Annotated in this window: 15 protein-coding genes and 1 pseudogene; 9 read left to right on the forward strand and 7 right to left on the reverse strand. The window is 59.8% G+C overall.

Annotated elements, in window-relative coordinates:
• A pseudogene (locus tag NW827_RS09775) lies at positions 1-200 on the reverse strand (polysaccharide deacetylase); the annotation flags it as partial.
• 78 nt (positions 201-278) lie between these two features.
• On the reverse strand, positions 279-1271 hold the full coding sequence (locus tag NW827_RS09780; RefSeq protein WP_414403951.1) for an NAD(P)/FAD-dependent oxidoreductase: 993 nt from the start codon (positions 1269-1271) through the stop codon (positions 279-281).
• Positions 1272-1456: 185 nt separating this feature from the next.
• Here NW827_RS09780 and NW827_RS09785 point away from each other — a divergent pair, with 185 nt between their 5' ends.
• The 3 genes from NW827_RS09785 to gyrB all read left to right on the forward strand — a co-directional run bounded on the left by NW827_RS09785 (position 1457) and on the right by gyrB (position 5092).
• Positions 1457-2431, forward strand: coding sequence for an SPFH domain-containing protein (locus tag NW827_RS09785; protein WP_414360429.1), 975 nt, complete (start codon positions 1457-1459; stop codon positions 2429-2431).
• A gap of 11 nt (positions 2432-2442) precedes the next feature.
• Positions 2443-2988 carry a ribosome maturation factor RimM gene (gene rimM / locus NW827_RS09790; RefSeq protein ID WP_414360432.1) on the forward strand — a complete coding sequence of 182 codons (546 nt, stop codon included), beginning with the start codon at positions 2443-2445 and terminating at the stop codon, positions 2986-2988.
• Between the two features lie 175 nt (positions 2989-3163).
• Positions 3164-5092, forward strand: coding sequence for a DNA topoisomerase (ATP-hydrolyzing) subunit B (gyrB, locus tag NW827_RS09795; protein ID WP_414403952.1), 1929 nt, complete (start codon positions 3164-3166; stop codon positions 5090-5092).
• Positions 5093-5098: 6 nt separating this feature from the next.
• Here gyrB and NW827_RS09800 read toward each other — a convergent pair whose 3' ends face one another.
• On the reverse strand, positions 5099-6328 hold the full coding sequence (locus NW827_RS09800) for an ATP phosphoribosyltransferase regulatory subunit (protein WP_414503629.1): 1230 nt from the start codon (positions 6326-6328) through the stop codon (positions 5099-5101).
• Between the two features lie 48 nt (positions 6329-6376).
• A complete protein-coding gene (locus NW827_RS09805; RefSeq protein ID WP_414403954.1) occupies positions 6377-7462 on the reverse strand; it encodes an isochorismatase in 1086 nt (361 codons plus the stop codon).
• A gap of 146 nt (positions 7463-7608) precedes the next feature.
• Here NW827_RS09805 and NW827_RS09810 point away from each other — a divergent pair, with 146 nt between their 5' ends.
• The 3 genes from NW827_RS09810 (at position 7609) to rpsD (ending at position 10946) form a co-directional block, all read left to right on the forward strand.
• Entirely contained in the window at positions 7609-8970 is a 1362-nt protein-coding gene (locus NW827_RS09810; protein ID WP_414360439.1) for a nicotinate phosphoribosyltransferase, read from the forward strand.
• A 108-nt stretch (positions 8971-9078) separates the two neighbouring features.
• Complete coding sequence (gene gmd / locus NW827_RS09815; RefSeq protein WP_414403956.1) at positions 9079-10215, forward strand: GDP-mannose 4,6-dehydratase; 1137 nt, start codon at positions 9079-9081, stop codon at positions 10213-10215.
• 119 nt (positions 10216-10334) lie between these two features.
• Entirely contained in the window at positions 10335-10946 is a 612-nt protein-coding gene (gene rpsD, locus NW827_RS09820; protein WP_414360444.1) for a 30S ribosomal protein S4, read from the forward strand.
• A gap of 39 nt (positions 10947-10985) precedes the next feature.
• Here rpsD and NW827_RS09825 read toward each other — a convergent pair whose 3' ends face one another.
• From NW827_RS09825 to NW827_RS09835, 3 genes are all read right to left on the reverse strand, one after another.
• Positions 10986-12461: a TolC family protein gene (locus tag NW827_RS09825; protein WP_414403957.1), complete on the reverse strand. Its 1476-nt coding sequence runs from the start codon at positions 12459-12461 to the stop codon at positions 10986-10988.
• Between the two features lie 121 nt (positions 12462-12582).
• Positions 12583-13575 (reverse strand): heme o synthase, encoded by a 993-nt coding sequence (locus tag NW827_RS09830; RefSeq protein WP_414403992.1) that lies wholly within the window; start codon positions 13573-13575, stop codon positions 12583-12585.
• 52 nt (positions 13576-13627) lie between these two features.
• Complete coding sequence (locus tag NW827_RS09835; protein WP_414503630.1) at positions 13628-14542, reverse strand: COX15/CtaA family protein; 915 nt, start codon at positions 14540-14542, stop codon at positions 13628-13630.
• 467 nt (positions 14543-15009) lie between these two features.
• On the opposite strand from NW827_RS09835, the gene NW827_RS09840 reads away from it, so the two are divergent.
• From NW827_RS09840 to NW827_RS09850, 3 genes are all read left to right on the forward strand, one after another.
• Complete coding sequence (locus NW827_RS09840) at positions 15010-16005, forward strand: cytochrome c oxidase subunit II (protein ID WP_414403959.1); 996 nt, start codon at positions 15010-15012, stop codon at positions 16003-16005.
• A 56-nt stretch (positions 16006-16061) separates the two neighbouring features.
• Positions 16062-17768 carry a cytochrome c oxidase subunit I gene (gene ctaD / locus NW827_RS09845; protein WP_414403960.1) on the forward strand — a complete coding sequence of 569 codons (1707 nt, stop codon included), beginning with the start codon at positions 16062-16064 and terminating at the stop codon, positions 17766-17768.
• Between the two features lie 96 nt (positions 17769-17864).
• Positions 17865-18476 (forward strand): cytochrome c oxidase subunit 3, encoded by a 612-nt coding sequence (locus NW827_RS09850; RefSeq protein WP_414403961.1) that lies wholly within the window; start codon positions 17865-17867, stop codon positions 18474-18476.
• The last annotated feature ends 125 nt before the right edge of the window (positions 18477-18601 follow it).

Raw genomic sequence — 18601 nt, forward strand, 5'->3', positions numbered from 1 at the left:
GAAGGAGCCGATAGATAAACCAGCAGGTCTTGGGGATTGCTGCCGCGCACAACGCGAACGCTCTCGATCGGGAGAATAGGATCGTATTCTGAGGTTAGAGTCAGGTTCAGATGAAAAAAAGACTGGGCCTCTACCGCGTAGTAATGCAGCCCTACTAATAGGAAAACCAAAAAAAAGATCGCCGCTTTCAGAGAATGCATGGGAATTGCTCGGGGCTTCGCAACAATTATAGGGCAGAAGACCATCCCAAACCCTCAAGAGGGTGGAATGAGCCCAAGCTAAGAGCGCAGGCGCTCTTCCCATTTACGAGCGGGCGAGGCCCGGCGGATGTCCCGCCAAATGGCGGTTGCAGCCAGCGCCCCGTCGGCAACGGCAATCGCCACCTGATTGAGGCCCTGCTTCAAATCCCCTACCGCGAAGAGCCGCGGATGGGTGGTGCGGCACCACTCGTCGGTCACGAGGTTTTCGCCCTGCCAGCGCAAATTGGGGATCCCTTTCAAATAGTCGTTGTGGGATTTGGCTCCCATGGCCACCAGGCCGGTGGTTGCCTCGATGTAGGTGCCATCCTCGAGCTCTACACCCCGCAGCTGGTGGTTCTCGCCCAGAAAGCGGCGAATGGGAGATTCGTAAAGGGGATAGCCGTGCTCGGCCAGTTTTTTGCGCATCTCAGGGCCAACCGAGCACAGGCCGTGGGTCAACACCGAGATATAGGGCGTAAACCAGTTGAGGACAAAAGCCGTATTAATTCGATCTTCTGAATTGACAATCAAAACTGCCTTCTGATCCCGCATTTCGTAACCATCGCAGATCATGCAGACATGAAGCGAGTAGCCTGCATATTCGTAGACATTTTGCATATCAGGCAATTGGGGCAAATAATCGATAATGCCCGTTGCTGCAATCAAATATTTGCTGCGAAAAACAGGGTAGATACTGTTGACTTTTCCCACTTTGACCTTGACAGCAAAAAGGTCTCCCTCATCTGTGACATCTTCCACAAAGCCCCCTAGATAGTCCACCCCCAAGCTGAGGGCGTGCTCCCTTCCCTGTCGCAACAGCTCTCGTCCTGGCGTGTTTGGCGGCAGGCCCAGATAGTTGCGCAAATCCTGCATCCAGAAAGAGCGGCCTCTGCCCTTTTCCACCACCAGGCAGCTTAAGCTGTAGCGGGCCAGGTAAATGGCTGCCGACAGCCCCCCTGCGCCACCACCGGCAACAATAACGTCGTAGATTTTGTTCAGGCCAACTTCTAGGTTCCTGCTGTCCAGTTTCATAGACGGGATCCCCCCACAAGCTTTCTACCGGATAAGATTGCGGCCCCAACAAGAAATCCGCAGCTCTAACTATCCTGTTCACGCCTCCCCTCTCTATTGAGGCTGAGGCGTGTCGAAGGGTGAAGGGAGCAGTCCCAGCAGCTGTCTAGAATGGGGGCTGAACCCTCTGTTAGGAGAAGAGCCCTATGCCTGGCATCTTAGCCGCCCTTGCCCTCATCTTTATCGGCTACCTGTTCAACTCGGTCAAGATCATCAGCCAAGGCTATGAAGCACTGGTAGAGCGTTTGGGGAGGTTTCACCGCAAGCTGACACCCGGGTTGCACATCATTTTTCCTCCCATCGACAGGATTGTGTTCAAGGAAACTATCCGCGAGAAGGTGCTGGACGTGCCGCCGCAGCAGTGCATCACCAGCGACAACGTTTCCCTGATGGCGGATGCGGTGGTTTACTGGCGTATCACGGATATGATCAAGGCCCGCTACGCCGTAGAGGATGTGCAGCGGGCTTTGGTGAACTTGGTGCTAACGGCGCTGCGGGCGGAGATTGGCCGCATGGACTTGGATCAGACCTTTTCCTCCCGCGCCGAGATCAACGCCCGCCTTCTGGCAGAGCTGGATGAGGCCACGGATCCCTGGGGGATCAAGATCACCCGCGTGGAAGTTAGGGATATTCAACCCTCCAAGACGGTGCAGGATTCAATGGAAAAGCAGATGGCTGCCGAGCGGGAGAAGCGGGCCGCCATCCTCAGGTCGGAAGGGGAGCAGCAGGCCAGCATTAACCAAGCGGCAGGGGCTGCCAAAGCCCAACTCCTGCGGGCAGAAGCCGAAAAACGGCAGCGACTGCTCTTGGCCGAGGGTACTGCTGAGGCCATCAGAACCATCGCCGCTGCCTTGCAAGAGCACCCCCAGGCGGCCAACGCCTTGCAATACCTGATGGCCCAAAACTACATCGATATGGGCCTCAAGGTGGGCAGCAGCCCCAGCGCCAAGGTAATCTTTATGGATCCCAATTCCATCCCCGGCACCCTGCAAGGGTTGCTTTCGATGGTGGACATCTCCAAAGTTAGCCAGGGATCCAGCTCCCCAACTTCCGAGGTCCCGCAATTGCGTACTTCGGCGGCGCCCTCGTCTAACCTTGAGATCCCTTCGCTTGATTCTTGAAAGTCAACGCCATGTCTGTAGATCCCGCTTGGTTGTTGGTGGGACAGGTGGTGGCCGCTCATGGCCTGCGGGGCTGGCTGCGGGTCAAGTGTTGGTCGGATTTTCCGGAGCGCCTCACCCAGCCAGGGCCCCGCTGGCTGCAGCGAGCCACAGACCCTGAGCCGCTGCTGCATTCCCTAGTTGAGGGGCAGTTTTTTCCTGGCAAGGGCCTCTACCTAGTGCGGCTAGAAGGGATTTCCAATCGGACGGCGGCAGAGGCTTGGGTGGGAGCTAAGGTGCTGGTGCCAGCTTCCCAGCGCCCGTCCCTGGGACCGGAGGAGTACCACTACCGCGATCTCATCGGCCTGGCCGTCTACCATCAGGGGCACCTGCTGGGGCATGTCTCGGCAATCTGGGCTGTCGGCCAAGATGTGCTGGAGATCTCCACCCCCGACCAGCGGCAGGTGTTGATCCCCTTCGTGAAAGCTCTGGTGCCGGTTGTGGACCTGGAAAAAGGTGAGCTGCAGGTGCAGCCGCCGCCCGGCTTGCTGGAGAGCTTCCTTGGCCAAAACAGATAACTCTCCTGCATCCCCTAGCCAAGTCGGCCCTCAGGGGCCGCTCTTTTGCCCTTCTAGGCTTTTGTGCTATCATGGCAGCGTATTTTGGGGGTACTGGCCCCACTCTGGCCTCAGAGGTCAATTTTTCCGGACTCGTGTTAGCGGGGCTGCGGTTGCTTTTCCACTGGGGTTGAAAATGACAGAAAACTACGGTGCAGAGCAGATCCAAGTTCTAGAAGGCTTGGAGGCTGTGCGCAGGCGGCCTGGTATGTACATTGGCTCTACTGGGCCGAAGGGATTGCACCACTTGGTGTACGAGGTGGTGGACAACTCCGTCGATGAGGCCCTGGCCGGCTACTGCGACGAGATTCAGGTTACCCTCTACCCCGATGGCTCGGTGTCGGTGCTGGACAATGGCCGCGGCATCCCAGTAGATATCCACCCCAAAACCGGTCAGTCGGCGTTGGTAACGGTCATGACCGTATTGCACGCCGGCGGCAAGTTTGGAGGAGGCGGCTACAAGGTCTCCGGTGGACTGCACGGCGTTGGGGTGTCGGTGGTGAATGCCCTCTCGGAGTGGTTGGAGGCCAGAGTCTGGCGGGAGGGCAGGGTTTACTTCCAGCGCTTTGAGCGGGGGGCGGCGGTGGGATCCCTCAAGTCCGAGCCGCAGCCGGCAGGGGCCCAGCGGCGGGGTACCGAGGTGCGCTTTAAGCCGGATGAGCTTATCTTCCCGGAGCGGGAGTTTGACTATGCCGTGCTGGCTGCTCGTCTGCGGGAGCTGGCCTATCTCAATGCCGGCTTGAAAATCATCTTTAGCGATCTGCGGCGGGATCCGCCTCAGCGGGAAGTCTATCAATTTGCGGGCGGCATCCGGGAATATGTGGCCTTTATCAACCAAGAAAAGACCCCCATCCACCCCGAGATCATCTATGTGCGCGGGGAGCGGGATGGCGTTGAGGTGGAAGCAGCCTTGCAGTGGTGTGCGGATGTCTACACCGACACGGTAATTGGCTTTGCCAACAACATCCGTACCACCGAAGGGGGCACCCACTTGGAGGGATTGAAGACTGCCCTTACCCTTACCATCAACAGCCAAGCCCGCAAGCTGAACAAGCTCAAAGAGTCCGACAGCAACCTGGCGGGAGAAAACGTGCGGGAGGGCCTGACGGCCATCCTCTCGGTCAAGGTGCCCAACCCTGAGTTTGAGGGGCAAACCAAAACCAAGCTGGGCAACACCGAGGTGCGGGGCATTGTCCAAACCCTTGTCTCGGAGGCCCTCGCGGAATATCTGGAGTTCAACCCCAACGTGGCGAGGGGGATCGTCGATAAGGCCATCCAGTCCTTCAACGCGGCCGAAGCTGCCCGCCGGGCCCGGGAGCTGGTACGCCGCAAGTCGGCTCTGGAATCTTCCACACTGCCGGGGAAACTGGCTGACTGCAGTTGCCGGGATCCGGCGGAGTCAGAGGTGTACTTGGTGGAGGGCGACTCGGCAGGGGGCAGCGCCAAGCAGGGACGGGATCGCCAGTTTCAGGCGGTGCTGCCTTTGCGGGGCAAGATCCTCAACATCGAGAAGGCAGATCCCGCCAAGATCTACAAAAACGCCGAGATTCAGGCCCTGATTACAGCGCTGGGCCTGGGGGTCAAGGGCGAGGAGTTCGATCCCAGCCAACTGCGCTACCACCGCATCATCCTCATGACCGACGCCGATGTGGATGGCAGTCACATCCGCACTCTGCTGCTTACCTTCTTTTACCGCTATCAGAAGGCCCTCTTGGAGCAGGGCTACGTCTACATTGCCTGCCCGCCCCTCTATAAGATTGAGTGGGGCCGCAACAACGTGCGCTACTGCTACAACGAGGCCGAGAAAGAGCAAGTCCTGCGCAGCCTGCCGGCCAACACCAAGTACACCATCCAGCGCTTCAAGGGCTTGGGGGAAATGATGCCAGAGCAGCTCTGGGAAACCACCATGAACCCGGCAACGCGCGTCCTCAAGCAGATTACCATCGAAGACGCCGCAGAGGCGGATCGCATTTTCACCATCCTCATGGGGGATGCCGTTGGCCCCCGGCGGGAGTTCATCGAGGCCCACAGCGGCCAGTTGGAGCTGGCGGCTCTGGATATTTGATTGGGATTAGTCCACGGGGGAGATGTGGTAGCTGCCATCGGCCTGCACCCAGGCAATCTCCGGGATCCGGCACTGGCGGGCATAGGCCTCGATTTCTTCGGGGGAGCGATCCAGCAGCTCCAGCTCCACCGCCTCTGACTCCCGCCAGCGGGCGGCCAAGGCCAGCGCTGCCGGGATCCCTGCCGGCACCAGCGGCACCACTAAGCGCCTACAGGCGGTTGCCCCAGGCTGGGGATCAGGGGGCAAAAGCCGCAGCAGGGTATCCGGCAGGAGGGTAAAGCCGATCCCTGGCTGCTCAACTTGCTGCGGACTGTAGAGGGCATAGAGCTGGTCGTAGCGCCCGCCTAGAGCAATGACCTCTCCCCCCACCACTGCCTGGAAGACAACGCCGGTGTAGTAGGCCAGAGTTTGCAGCAAGCTTAGATCCAGCACCACCCGCACCTGCTGGGCTTCCAGGATCTGGCACAACTGCCGCAGATCCCGCAACCGCTCCGGGGGCACAGGAAGCTGGGCAAGCTGAGGTAGGACCTGCTCAGGCTGGCCGCGCAATCCCAGAATCTGCAAGCCAATCTGGCGGGCCGCCTCTGGCAGAGGAGCCGATTCCAGGTAAACGTAGTCAAGCTGGGCAATGGCGCGGCGCACTGCTGCCTGGGCCTTGGGAGCCACGGCATTGAGCAGGCTCTCGGTCAGGCCCACATCTCCCAATAGCAGCGTCCAGCTGCGGATGCCAACAGCGCGCACGCAATCGGCCAAAAGCAGCAAGATCTCAGCGTCGGCCAACCATCCTCCCGCGCCAATGAGCTCCACCCCCGACTGGAAAAACTCCTGGCTGCTGTAGGATCCCTCCTCCCGCTGGCTGTTGCGGAAGACACTGCCGTGGTAATAAAGCCGCAGGGGCAGAGGCCCGCCCGCCAGCCGGGTAGCCGCTGCCCGCACAATGGAGGCAGTAAACTCGGGACGCAGCCCCAGCATTGTCCCTTCCCCATCCCGCAGTTGCAGCACGGCTTCGCCGCGGATGGATCCCCCCGCCAGCAGGGTCTCTAACCGCTCTAAGGTGGGGGTGATGATGCGTTGGTAGCCGTAGCGGCGAAAAACCTGGGTTAGTTGCGCCTCCAGCCTTTCTCGCCGCTGGACTTCCCGCGGCAAGAAGTCGCGGACGCCACTGGGGGGGCGTAGGGAACTGGCTTCAGGGCGAAGGTCCCGCAGCCACTCTGCACCGCCGGGGCAGTCGTACACAGGCCAACTCCGACAGGCTGTCCTGCCGCATCCTACCACTAGAGCAGATTAAGTCTCCTCCGCAAGAGGCCGGGGAAAGTCAGGCCACGTCCAGAGGGGATCGGTGGAACGCACCCGGTGCATCCCCGCTGCCGCAAAGCGGGCAAAGGCCGCCTCCGCCTGCTCGCTAAAGTCAACCACGCCGGGGATCACTACCGGCGAGGTGCAGTCTTCCAGAAGGTAGACCCTCCTGGCTAGGCTGGGATCTCTGGCCTGAATCTCCTGCAGTAGGTCGCTCACCGTCCAGGCAACGCAGTGGCTTTTGGCTTGGCCAGCTACAATGAGGGCATCAAATTCCAGGAGGTGGCGGATAAGGGATTCATTTTTCTCGCCGACGGGATCCCCCTCCGGCCCTGTCAAGACCTCCGGGCTGAGGGCAGAGTAATTTTCCGTCAGGGGGCTGGCCCCCTTGAGTTGGAAGCTGGGCTGGCTGCAGCGGGCAATGGCGTGGAAGAAGATCGCCTCCTCCACTGCCGGTACCAGGGCATGGCCAATCCCCCCTAGCATGGAATGGTAGGGCCAGACAATGAGAGGATATTTCCCCCCTTTCTCCAGTTGCTCGGCATAGTGGAGGGCATAGGCCTGCAGCCGCGTCAGATCCCCCTGGGTGAGGTTGGCGGCCATGGCAGGGTTGACCCGCCAGCGTCCTGAGCGAATCTCGGCTGCCGAGATGGCGGTAGCCGGCTCGGGATGGGATCCCTGGGCGTCTACCCAGAAGATGGGGTGGAAGATCTGCATCGCCGTGTGGGTGTCCAGAGTAGCCACGATCTGGGTGATGTGGGCAAGGTTGCGGTAGATGAATTGGCACAGGCGGCAGTTGTCCTCCACCGCCCCCAAGCCGCTGGGGCCGCCCACAAACAGCTCGAAGCCAGGAATGCAGAAGGTGTTTTGCACATCAATCAGCAACAGGCCCACCCGTACCCGATCGAATTCCGCCGGGGGAATGTGGTGCTCCTGGGCCCAGCGCTCTGCCTCTGGGGCCCGCTGCTGGTAGGGCACCCGCCAAATCTCCCCCACCCGCTCAGGAGCAAAGTGGGAGGGCACAGGCAGAGTTGACAGCACTGGCGGTGTCAAGGGTGGAGCGGGGGTGTCCATGGCACTTCCCGTAGCCAAGCTTTTGCTGCCTTGCAGGGTAGGGATCCCTGGCAGGCTGGACTTGCTACCATGGTAGCTCCAACTGGGGCAACGGCTTCTCTGCCTTTCCCCACGGGCGTTGCCTCTCTGGCTTACTTGAGGGTTCCATGGTAGACCCAAGCTTTTCCTCCCTGCAACCCCAAGACTACGGCTTACTAACCGATCTCTACCAGTTCACAATGGCTGCCTGCTATGTGGGGGAGGGGCTGGAGAATCAGCCGGCGGCCTTTGAGCTGTTTGTGCGGCGCTTGCCTAGCGACTATGGCTACCTCATTGCCATGGGGCTGGCCCAAGCAGTGGAATACCTGCAGCAGTTGCACTTTCCGCCAGAAGCCTTGCAGGCACTGCGGGAAACGGGCATTTTTGCCGAGGCACCGCCGCGCTTCTGGGAGCTGCTGGCTAGCTGCCGTTTCGAGGGGGATGTGTGGGCAGTACCGGAGGGGACGGCCGTTTTTGCCAACGAGCCGCTGCTGCGGGTGGAGGCTCCTCTGTGGCAAGCCCAGCTGGTGGAAACCTACTTGCTGACCACCTTCAACTACCAAACCCTGATTGCCACTAAGGCAGCCCGCATGCGTGATGCGGCAGGGGACGAGGCCATTTTGTTGGAGTTCGGCACGCGGCGAGCCTTTAGTCCCCAGGCGGGCCTCTGGGCAGCGCGGGCAGCGCTGGCGGCGGGGTTCAATGCCACCTCCAATGTCTTGGCAGCTCTCAAGTTGGGGCGCAAGCCGGCGGGCACCATGGCCCATTCCCTCGTGATGGCCATTGCCACCCTCTCTGGCGATGAGACCCGGGCCTTTCAAGCTTTCCGGCGCTACTTTCCCCAAGCGGTTTTGCTCATCGACACCTACGATCCCCTCCAGGGAGCGCGCACCGCAGCCCAGCTCTTTGCTGCCACCCCGCCAGATCAACTGGGATCCCGGGGGGAAATTGGCGGCGTGCGCATCGACTCGGGGGATCTGGAGGCCCTCTCCCGCCAGGTCAAGGCCATCCTGCCGCAGGGGGCGCCGGTGTTTGTTAGCGGTGATTTGGACGAGTACGAGATTGAGCGGTTGCACCACTCCCAAGCGCCCATCAGCGGCTACGGTGTTGGCACCCGCCTGGTTACCGGCGAGGGGGTGAACGGAGTGTACAAATTGGTGGAGATCAATGGGATCCCCGTGGCCAAGGCCTCCTTTGCCAAAGCCACCCTGCCAGGGCGCAAGCAAATCTTTCGCGGCCCCACAGGGGACTTGCTGGGTCAGGCTGACGAGACCCCGCCCCCTGGCTACGAGCCGCTGCTGCGCCAGGTCATGCACAGGGGCGTGCTCCTGGAACCCTTGCCCGACCTGGAAACCATCGCCCGCCGCAGTCGTGCCTCGGTGCTGCGCTTACCAAAGGAGGTGCGGCAACTGCGTCAGCCAGATCCCTGGCCGATGGCCCTGACCCCAGCCCTGCAGCAGGTTAAGGAGCGTTACCTCGGCTCTGTCTAAGCGGTCAGTTCCTGCGGAGAAGACGTGCCCTATAATTTTGGAGTTACAGCTCCCAGGTCTTGAGGGGAGCAAGGGGCTGAAGGTGGAAGTTCCTACGGGCGCAACCCCATGACCCAACGTGCCTTGATTACCGGCATTACCGGCCAGGATGGCTCCTACCTGGCCGAACTGTTGTTGCAAAAAGGCTACGAAGTCCACGGCATCATCCGCCGCGCCAGCACCTTCAATACTGACCGCATTGACCACCTCTACGTGGATGCCCACGACCCCAGCGCTAAGCTGTTTCTCCACTATGGGGATCTCACCGATGGCACCACTCTGCGCAGGATTTTGGAGCAGGTGCAGCCGACGGAGGTGTACAACCTAGGGGCCCAATCCCACGTGCGGGTAAGTTTTGATAACCCGGAATACACCGTCGATGCAGTAGCCATGGGCACCCTACGCCTCCTGGAGGCCATCCGCGACTACCAACAGCGCACGGGGATCCGGGTGAAGTTTTACCAGGCGGGCTCCTCGGAGATGTTTGGGCTGGTGCAGGAGATCCCGCAAAAGGAGACCACCCCCTTCTATCCCCGCAGCCCCTACGCCTGCGCCAAGGTGTACGCCTACTGGCAGACGGTCAACTACCGCGAAGCCTACAACCTCTTTGCCTGCAACGGCATTTTGTTTAACCACGAAAGCCCACGGCGGGGCGAGACCTTCGTTACCCGCAAGATTACTCGCGCTGTCAGCCGTATTGTGGCCGGCAAGCAGGACAAGCTTTACCTAGGCAACCTGGATGCCAAGCGGGACTGGGGCTATGCCAAGGACTACGTCGAGGGGATGTGGATGATGCTGCAGCAGCCCCAGCCGGACGACTACGTACTAGCTACTGGCGAAACCCACAGCGTGCGGGAGTTTGCCGAACGCGCTTTTGCTTTGGTGGGCATGCCCATTACCTGGCGGGGATCCGGACTGGAAGAACAGGGAGTCTACAAGGATCGCGTGCTGATTGAGATCGATCCCCGCTACTACCGCCCCACAGAGGTGGATCTGCTGTTGGGGGACGCCTCCAAGGCCAAGCGGGTGCTGGGGTGGCAGCCCAAAGTAACCTTTGCCCAACTGGTGGAACTGATGGTGCTAGCCGACCTGGAGGCCATTGGCTTGGATCCAGATCCTATCTTGGGGGAACGGCGCACCCTCAACGGCCTACTCAGTGAGGATCGCGCCTTCATCCGTACCCAGTTGCAGCTTCGCCGTGACTAACGGCCGCGGCTCTTTTACCCCTTGCCCAAAAAAGGTGCTGAGAGCTTAATATAGGAGATCGCCAATTCTTTTGACGTTCTGCCCTTTATTTTTTCTGCTGCTTTTGGAGAAACGCCTGCATGTCTCGCTATACAGGGCCCCGCTTGAGGATCATTCGCCGTTTTGGGGGGCTTGACCTGCCCGGCCTGACTCGCAAGCGCCCCAAAAACACCAACCCCCCTGGTATGCATGGGGCGGAGCGCAAGAAAAAGTCTGAATATGCCATTCGCCTAGAGGAAAAGCAAAAAGTCCGCTTTAACTACGGCGTGAGCGAGCGGCAGATGATCCGCTACATGCGCAAGGCGCGGCGCTCTAAGGGATCCACGGGGCTAGCTCTGCTCCAGCTTCTGGAGATGCGTTTAGACTGCATTGTGTTTCGCCTTGGCATGGCCCCAACCATTCCAGCGGCACGGCAGCTGGTGACCCATGGCCACATTGAAGTTAATGGTCGCAAGGTAACCATTCCCAGCTACGAGTGCAAGGTGGGCGATGTGATTACAGTTAGGAACAAGGAGTCCTCTCGCCGGCTGGTGGCTGCCTACGCCGAGTATCCAGGACTGTTTCTGCCGGATTACCTAGAGTTTGACAAAGAGAAGCTGCGCGGCCGCATTAAGGATCTGCCTTCGCGCGAGCAAATCTGTGCCCCAGTCAACGAGCTGCTGGTAGTTGAGTACTACTCCCGCAAGATCTAGGGATCCCAGCCCCCTTCTCCCGGAGGGAGGGGGAGTGAGTTAGAGGCTGCCGATGGCTCGCCGCAGTTGCGTTAGAGCACGGTTATAGGCAATTACTGCGTTGGCAAGATTGCCCCGAGCAGTAGTGAGGGCAGCCTCGGCGTTGATTACCTCTGTCTGGGTGCCCACACCCGCCTGCAGGCGCAGCCGCGCTAGCCGCAGGCTTTCTTCTGCTGAGGCAATTGCTACTTTGGCGGCGTCAATCTGTTCCCGGCTAGAGCTGAGGGTAAGGAAGGCCTCTTCTACGCTGCGTTGAATTTCATTCCGGGTGCTAATGAAACTACTCACAGCTACTTGGCCGTCGATCTCGGCTTGGCGAGCCTGGGCCTCCGCCTTTCCTCCGTCAAACCAGGTCAAGTTAAAATTGGCCCCAACTGAGTAGCCGACATCAAAACTGTTGCGGTTGGCCTTAAAGTCATTTACCGCGTCGAGACTAGCAAACAAACTAATTTGGGGACCGTTGCTAGCTTGGGCTAGGCGCAGGCGCGCTTGAGCTTGCTCCAGCTCTCGGCGTTGGCGCTCCAGCTCTTGGCGCTTGGCCAAGGCAGCAACAATGGTCTCCTCCAAGCTGAGATCCCACTCTCCCATCGGCTCAATAGGCTCTTCAGCTAGCACATCGGTGGGGCGGGGAAAGTTCAGGAGCTCAGCCAGACGACGACGGCTGAGTTGCTGGGCGTTTTGGGCTGCCAGCAAGGCTTGGCGGTTGTTGGCCAATTCCGTCTCCGCCTGGAGAATCTCAAAGCGAGTACCTACCCCAGCCCGCTCTCGGGCTTGGGCATCCCGCAGGGTGGCCTCAGAACTGGCAACCGCAGCCTGGCTAATGGCCACTCGGGCATCGGCGCTTTGGAGGTCATAGTAAGCATTGGCTACCGCTTGTTTCACTGTCTGCAGGGTTTGCTCCAGCTGCAGTTGGGCAAGGCGCAGAGCTTCCTCAGCCAGCTGCAGGTTTTGCGCCCTAACCCCGCTGTCGAAGGCCGTGTAGTCTAGCCGCACCACGCTAGCGGAGAGAGTGTGGGATTGGCGGCTGGGAGTGCCGCCGGGAGCAGGGGGCTCGCTGTACTGGTAGTTGGCGCGGCTGGAAAGGGTGGGAGCAAAAGCTGCTTGGGCCAGGGCTACACCCGCTTTAGCCCTTTCCACAGCCAGCCTTGCCTGCTGCACCGTCGGGTTTTGGGCAACGGCAATCTCGAGGGCCTCTTGTAAAGACAAGCCCTCCGTCCGCTCGATGCGCACTTCCAAAGGAGATTGAGGCACCACCAGGTCTTCAGCCCTAGAAGCTCCCTGCAGAAGCGAGGAGGGAGGGGCAGGGCGGGCTCCAGGAGGAGCGGCCAGGGTGGGAGGCGGGTCAGGGGTACGAATTGCTCGGCTATCCGGGAGGAGCGAGGTGGCAGAGTTAGGCGCCTCCGCTTGGGCAAAGGTAGACCCAGCCCAGAGCAGGCTAAACAGGAGGCTGCAGGGGGCAAACCAAGCAAGGGACAACCGGGATCCTGCCGCGCTGGCCTGGCACTGAAGCCAGCCCTTGGCGAGATGCTGCATACTCTCGTGCTGTTCTCAACATACCCATAGCAGTATTGCAGAAGGGAGGAGCAAAGATTGCCGGCTAGAGGGATCCCACCTCTGCCGGGTGGCTGGCCAGCGCTACTAGGCTGGTATAGATCCCCTGCAGGGAGGCAAGAGCTTGCTCCCAAAGGGCTTGGGTTAGCGACCACCTGTCCAACCCCATGGCGCCGCACAACAGCAGCAAGTAGAGGTTAGCAAAGGTGAAGAGGGAGGCTGCCCGCTGCCGGTTGTGCGGTTCCTGGAGCAACTGCACCGCTTTCCAAATGAGAAGGGATCCCAGCAGGGTTGCCACACTCAAGTAAAAGGATCCCAGCACGTGCAAAGGGTAAACCAGCAGTAGACTGACTGGCACCATTAGCAGGGCGTAGAGGAGAATCTGGGCGGCAGTTGGCCTTTCTCCTGCCACCACCGGCAGCATCGGCACCCCGGCGCGGGCATAGTCCTCTTGCTTTAAAATCGCCAAGGCCCAGAAGTGGGGCGGGGTCCACAAAAAAATAATGGCAAACATCACCCAAGCAGCCCAGCTCAGCTTGCCCGTAGCCGCTGCCCAGCCCACCAAAGGTGGGATTGCCCCTGCTGCTCCGCCGATAACAATGTTCTGGGGGCTGGAACGCTTCAGCCAGTGGGTATAGACCCCTACATACACCAGGATCCCTGCCATGGCTAAGCCAGCAGCCAGCCAATTGGTAAAGCAGGCTAGCACACCAAAGGACATCACAGCCAGGATCCCGGCAAACATCAGGGCATGTCGGGCCCGAATGCGACCGGAAGGCAGAGGACGGTGGCGGGTTCGCTCCATCATCCGATCAATATCGGCGTCGTACACCATGTTGATGATATTGGCTGCGGCCGCCGCCATCCCTCCCCCCAAGAGGGTGACACCAAACTTGAAGGGATCCGTATTGCCCGCCATCCACATCGCTCCAGCCGTGGTCATCAGCAAGAGGGCGATGATCTTCGGCTTCACCAACTGGCTATAGCTGCGCAAAACCTGCGCCAGACTTTGGCGATGGCCAAAAGGGATCCCTGTCACCGTGTTCTGACAAGGATCTGGACGGTAGGTTGGAAGGATATCTGCCATGGAACTACTCGCCGTTCATTTCTGTGGCTGCGGCTACCCCCCGAGGGATCCTTCCCCCAAGGCTGTTGCTCATCCGCCAGGCCAGCACCGTAAAGCCCAGCAAGCACGCCAGCAAAGCTGCCCCGATCATCTGGTGGGCTACCGTCAAGGGCTCCACCTGCAGCCGGTAGCGATAGGTGAGAATGCCAACCCCCACTTGCGCCAGCAAAAGGACTACGGATCCATGGCCCAGCCGCTTGAGAATTCTTGGGATCTGCTGCCGCCGCCAACTCGTAGCCACCGCCACCAGCAACACCGCCAGCGTGGCCGGAGCCACCCCTAGCAAGTGACTGCTCATCACTCCGCACAGTTCACCCGAAGCAAAGCACTGGTGTAACGCCCATTGGGAAGCCACCAAAGCCCCGAGAAGGCTCTGGACGTACACCAGCAGCACTGCCCCCAAGCCGAGCCAGGGCAAGTAGCCAACAGAAGCTCTCCCCTCCTCAGAGGGAGCGACGCTTGGCAAGGCCAGCCATCCCAAGGTGAGTAGCGTGGCAAAAAACAGCAGGCCCGTGCCCAGGTGGGCCGTCACAATGTCAAAGCGCAACAACTCCGTTACCGTCAGCCCGCCCAGGATCCCTTGGGCCACGACCAAGACAAAAGCCCAGCTCAGACCCCAGGGCAGCCAAGCGGGCAAAGCCTGCCGCTTCCGCCAGGCAAACCCCGTTAGCACCAGGGTGGCCAAGCCCACCCCGGCAGCCACCAGGCGGTGAAACCACTCTAGAAACACCTGCAGGTTCATCTGCTGCGTCGGCACCAGCTCTCCATAGCAGAGGGGCCAGTCGGGACAGGCAAGTCCAGCATTCATGACTCGAGTGGCACTGCCTAGCCCCATCAACAGCCAAGTAGCCGCCGCTAGGCCCAGCAGGGCTCGCCCCATGCGCAGGGAAAGCTCCCCAGGCGGCACGGGATCCGAAGCCGAAGAGGGGACGGGAGATGGAGAAATTGAGGAGTCCATTGCAGTTTGAAGAATCGAAATCTAGGGAGAGCAGTCCACAATTGGCACTCAAAAATGCGCGGAAGCAACAGTTAATAACTCGATCCCTCTAACCCCTTCCTATCCTGGGTGGTGCTTCTCTAGAGGCAGAGGGGAGACTCGCTTGCAACGAATCCTAAATGCAGCTTTGCAACTGGCGAAGGTTTTTAAGGATTTCTTTGGGCCAAGCTGCCCTTCCTCAGTAGACGTCGCCAACGCTCCGGCCGAAGATCCCGAAGAGATCCCTAAGATGGCCAATTCTCGCCGGCTCCTGGGACTTGAATGGAGATGAGTCTAAGCCTGCTCTGGTTCTGTTCCCAGAATCTGCTAGGGCAGGCACGTCGTGGTGGTAGCAGCGGGGAAAAGCAGCTGTGAGCGCGCTCAAGAATATCTTTTTGGTGGGGATCGGGGTGCTGTTGACCCTGGCCAGCCTCTGGTACGGCCAGAACCACCATCTGCTTCCGGAAGCGGCTGCCAACTCGGCTCCCTTGTTCGATAGCCTCTTCAACAGCACAATCACCCTCGCCACCGGGATCTTTTTGGTGGTGGAGGGAGTGCTCCTCTACTGTGCCTTTCGCTACCGTAAGCGGCGGGGCGATCGAGGAGACGGGGATCCCAACCACGGCAACGTGCTGCTGGAGATCGTCTGGACGGCGGTGCCGGCGGTGATCATCCTCTGGTTGGGCCTGGCCAGCCTCGATGTCTATCAGGCAGTGTATGGAGGCGCCGAGGTGGGCGGTCACGTCCACGCGGCCATGGCGATGGGGTCTTCCCAGGAGACGGAAGCAGGGGATCCGGGCTATGCTTACACTCCCGCGGTGCTGCCGGGAAAGGAGAGGGGTCAGCCAGATCTGGTTGTCCAAGTTCAGGGCATGCAATATGCCTGGATGTTCACCTATCCGGAATCGGGTTTGGTGGCCGGCGAGCTGCACCTGCCTCTTAACAAGCGGGTGCGCTTGAACATGACGGCTATGGATGTCAACCACGCTTTCTGGGTGCCGCAATTTCGCCTAAAGCAAGATCTCATCCCAGGCCGAGAGACTCACCTAGAGTTTGTGCCCACGCAGCTAGGAACCTATCCCATCATCTGTGCCGAGCTATGTGGCCCTTACCATGGAGTGATGGTGGCACAACTGGTAGTGGAGACGCCGGAAGAGTTCGAGCGCTGGCAGCAGGAGCAACTGGTGGCTGCTCGGGGCGAGAACAACGCGCTGGCCTTGGCTGAGCGCCACCCTCACCCACAATCTGCCTTTGTCCAAGTTCACCAGCAGCGTTTGGGCCTCTCGCCTGCTGATCTAACCTCCCTCAAACTGCCCAAGGACTCCGTCCCGCTGACGCGAACGGGATCCCTTCCCTCAGCGGGCTAGAGAGATCCCTTTCCCCTTGACGGACGTTCTGGTGACGCTAGGAGGAGCCTTTTGCCATGACCCAGCTACAGGACAATCCCACCTTTGCCGCTGCCCCCAAAGCCAGCCTGGAGCCTGCCGCCGAGCCCTGGTGGCGCTTTTTTACCTTCTCCACCGACCACAAGGTGATCGGGATCCAGTATTTGGTAACTGGCTTTTTCTTCTACTTGGTGGGAGGAGCGCTGGCTACAGCCGTGCGGGCCGAGCTGGCTACCCCTGAAGCCGACTTTCTTGGCTTTGAGCGCTACAACGGTGCCTTTACCCTCCACGCCACAATCATGATCTTTTTGTGGATTGTGCCGGCTTTGATGGGGGGCTTTGGCAACTACCTGGTGCCGCTGATGATTGGAGCGCGGGACATGGCTTTTCCTAGGCTAAACGCCGTCGCCTTTTGGCTAATTCCACCCAGCGGCCTTTTGCTGCTGGCCAGCCTCTTCCTCGAGGCCCCCTCAGCTGGCTGGACCTCGTATCCGCCGCTGAGCCTCATCAGTGGGAAGGTGGGAGAAGAACTCTGGATCCTAAGCATTTTGTTGGGCGGAACCTCTTCCATTCTGGGGGCCGTGAACTTTATTACCACCATCCTCAAGCTGCGCATGCCCGGCATGAAGATGGAGGATATGCCTCTGTTTTGCTGGGCGATGCTGGCTGCTTCCATCATCACTCTCATCGCGACGCCGGTTCTGGCTGGGGCGCTGATCCTGCTTAGCTTTGACCTGTTGGCGGGCACGGCCTTCTTCAACCCCAGCGGCGGCGGGGATCCGGTGGTGTACCAGCACATGTTCTGGTTTTACTCCCACCCGGCGGTGTACATCATGGTTCTGCCGGTGTTCGGCATGATCTCGGAGATTTTGCCGGTACATGCCCGCAAGCCCATCTTTGCCTACAAAGCCATTGCCTACTCCAGCTTGGCCATCTGCTTTTTGGGCTTGATCGTCTGGGTTCACCACATGTTTACCAGCGGTACCCCCGACTGGATGCGGGTGTTCTTCATGATCGCCACCATGGCCATTGCCGTTCCCACGGGAATCAAGGTGTTTAGCTGGCTGGCCACTCTCTGGGGCGGCAAGATCCACTACCGGACAGCCATGTTGTTTGCCATGGGCTTTATCTCCATGTTTGTCATCGGCGGCTTGAGCGGGATCATCCTTGCCTCGGTGCCGTTGGATATCCACGTCCACGACACCTACTTTGTGGTGGCCCACCTGCACTACGTGTTGTTTGGCGGCAGTGTGTTTGGCATCTATGCCGGCCTCTACCACTGGTTCCCCAAGATGACTGGCCGGCTGCTGAACGAGTTCTGGGGGCGGGTGCATTTTGCGCTAACCTTTGTTGGCTTCAACATGTGCTTTTTGCCGATGCACAAGCTGGGTCTAATGGGCATGCCCCGCCGCGTGGCTCAGTACGACCCGCAATTTGCCGACCTCAACTGGATTAGCTCGGTGGGGGCTTTCATTCTGGCCATTTCCACGCTGCCCTTCTTGGTGAACGCCATCTACTCCTGGGTAGCCGGGCCCAAGGCGGGAGACAACCCCTGGCAGGCCCTAACTCTGGAGTGGACAACTTCTTCCCCACCGCCTGCCCACAACTTCTACGGGGATCCCATCCTGCTAACTGGCCCCTACGACTACGGCCTGCACAGCAAGGAGACCTTGGATTACTTGGCCGCCCAGTTGCAGAGCTTGCGGGAGCTGGCGCTGGCTGAGGCGGAGCCTACTTCTTCTTAGCAGGGGACTTGCCCGCTGGGTATCCATCCTCTGCTCCCCAGCCATGTCGGTCTTGTCCTCAACCTCAAGAAGTCTTGCAATTCGAGCCATAGACCTATGCAAGGATCCCTCGCCTCTGATGCTCTTAGAGTTGGCCCTAGCCAGGTCCATGCCGCTCATGCTGAGCATCCAGATCATCGCGTTTTTGGTCTGCTGATGTTCCTGGTAGCGGAAGGCTGTCTGTTCTTGGGCCTGTTCATGGCCTATTTGGCCTACCGCCTCACGGCCCCAGTTTGGCCGCCGGAAGGGACGCCAGAGCGGGAACTGCTCTTGCCTGGGATCAACACGGCAATCCTCCTCTCCAGCAGCTGGGTTATCCACCAGGCCAAGCCTGCCATCCAGGCCAATAATGTCAAGGGATTGCGGCTGTGGTTTGCCCTCACTGCCCTGATGGGAGCCATCTTCCTGGCCGGGCAGCTCTACGAGTACAGCCACCTGGAGTTTGGCCTCACCACCAACTTGTTTGCCAGTGCCTTCTATGTCTTGACGGGGTTCCACGGGCTGCACGTGGCGGCGGGGTTGCTGTTTATTTTGGCGGTGCTCTGGCGATCCCTGAAGCCAGGCCACTACAGCGCCCAACGTCATTTTGGCGTCGAGGCTGCTGAGATCTACTGGCACTTTGTGGATGGGGTTTGGATTGTGTTGTTTATCCTGCTCTACTTACTCTGAGTCGCGAAGAGGGATCCCTCTCCCCAAGGCTGAAGGAGATCCCGGTCGAGCACGCTGTCCGTTAAATGGGCTCTGGGCGGAGTAACAAGGACAGAAAGGCTCAGGACTGTTGGAGAATGGCCACG

It is taken from the genome of Synechococcus sp. H70.1 (assembly GCF_047502705.1).
In the GTDB taxonomy this organism is placed as follows: Bacteria; Cyanobacteriota; Cyanobacteriia; order Thermostichales; family Thermostichaceae; genus Thermostichus.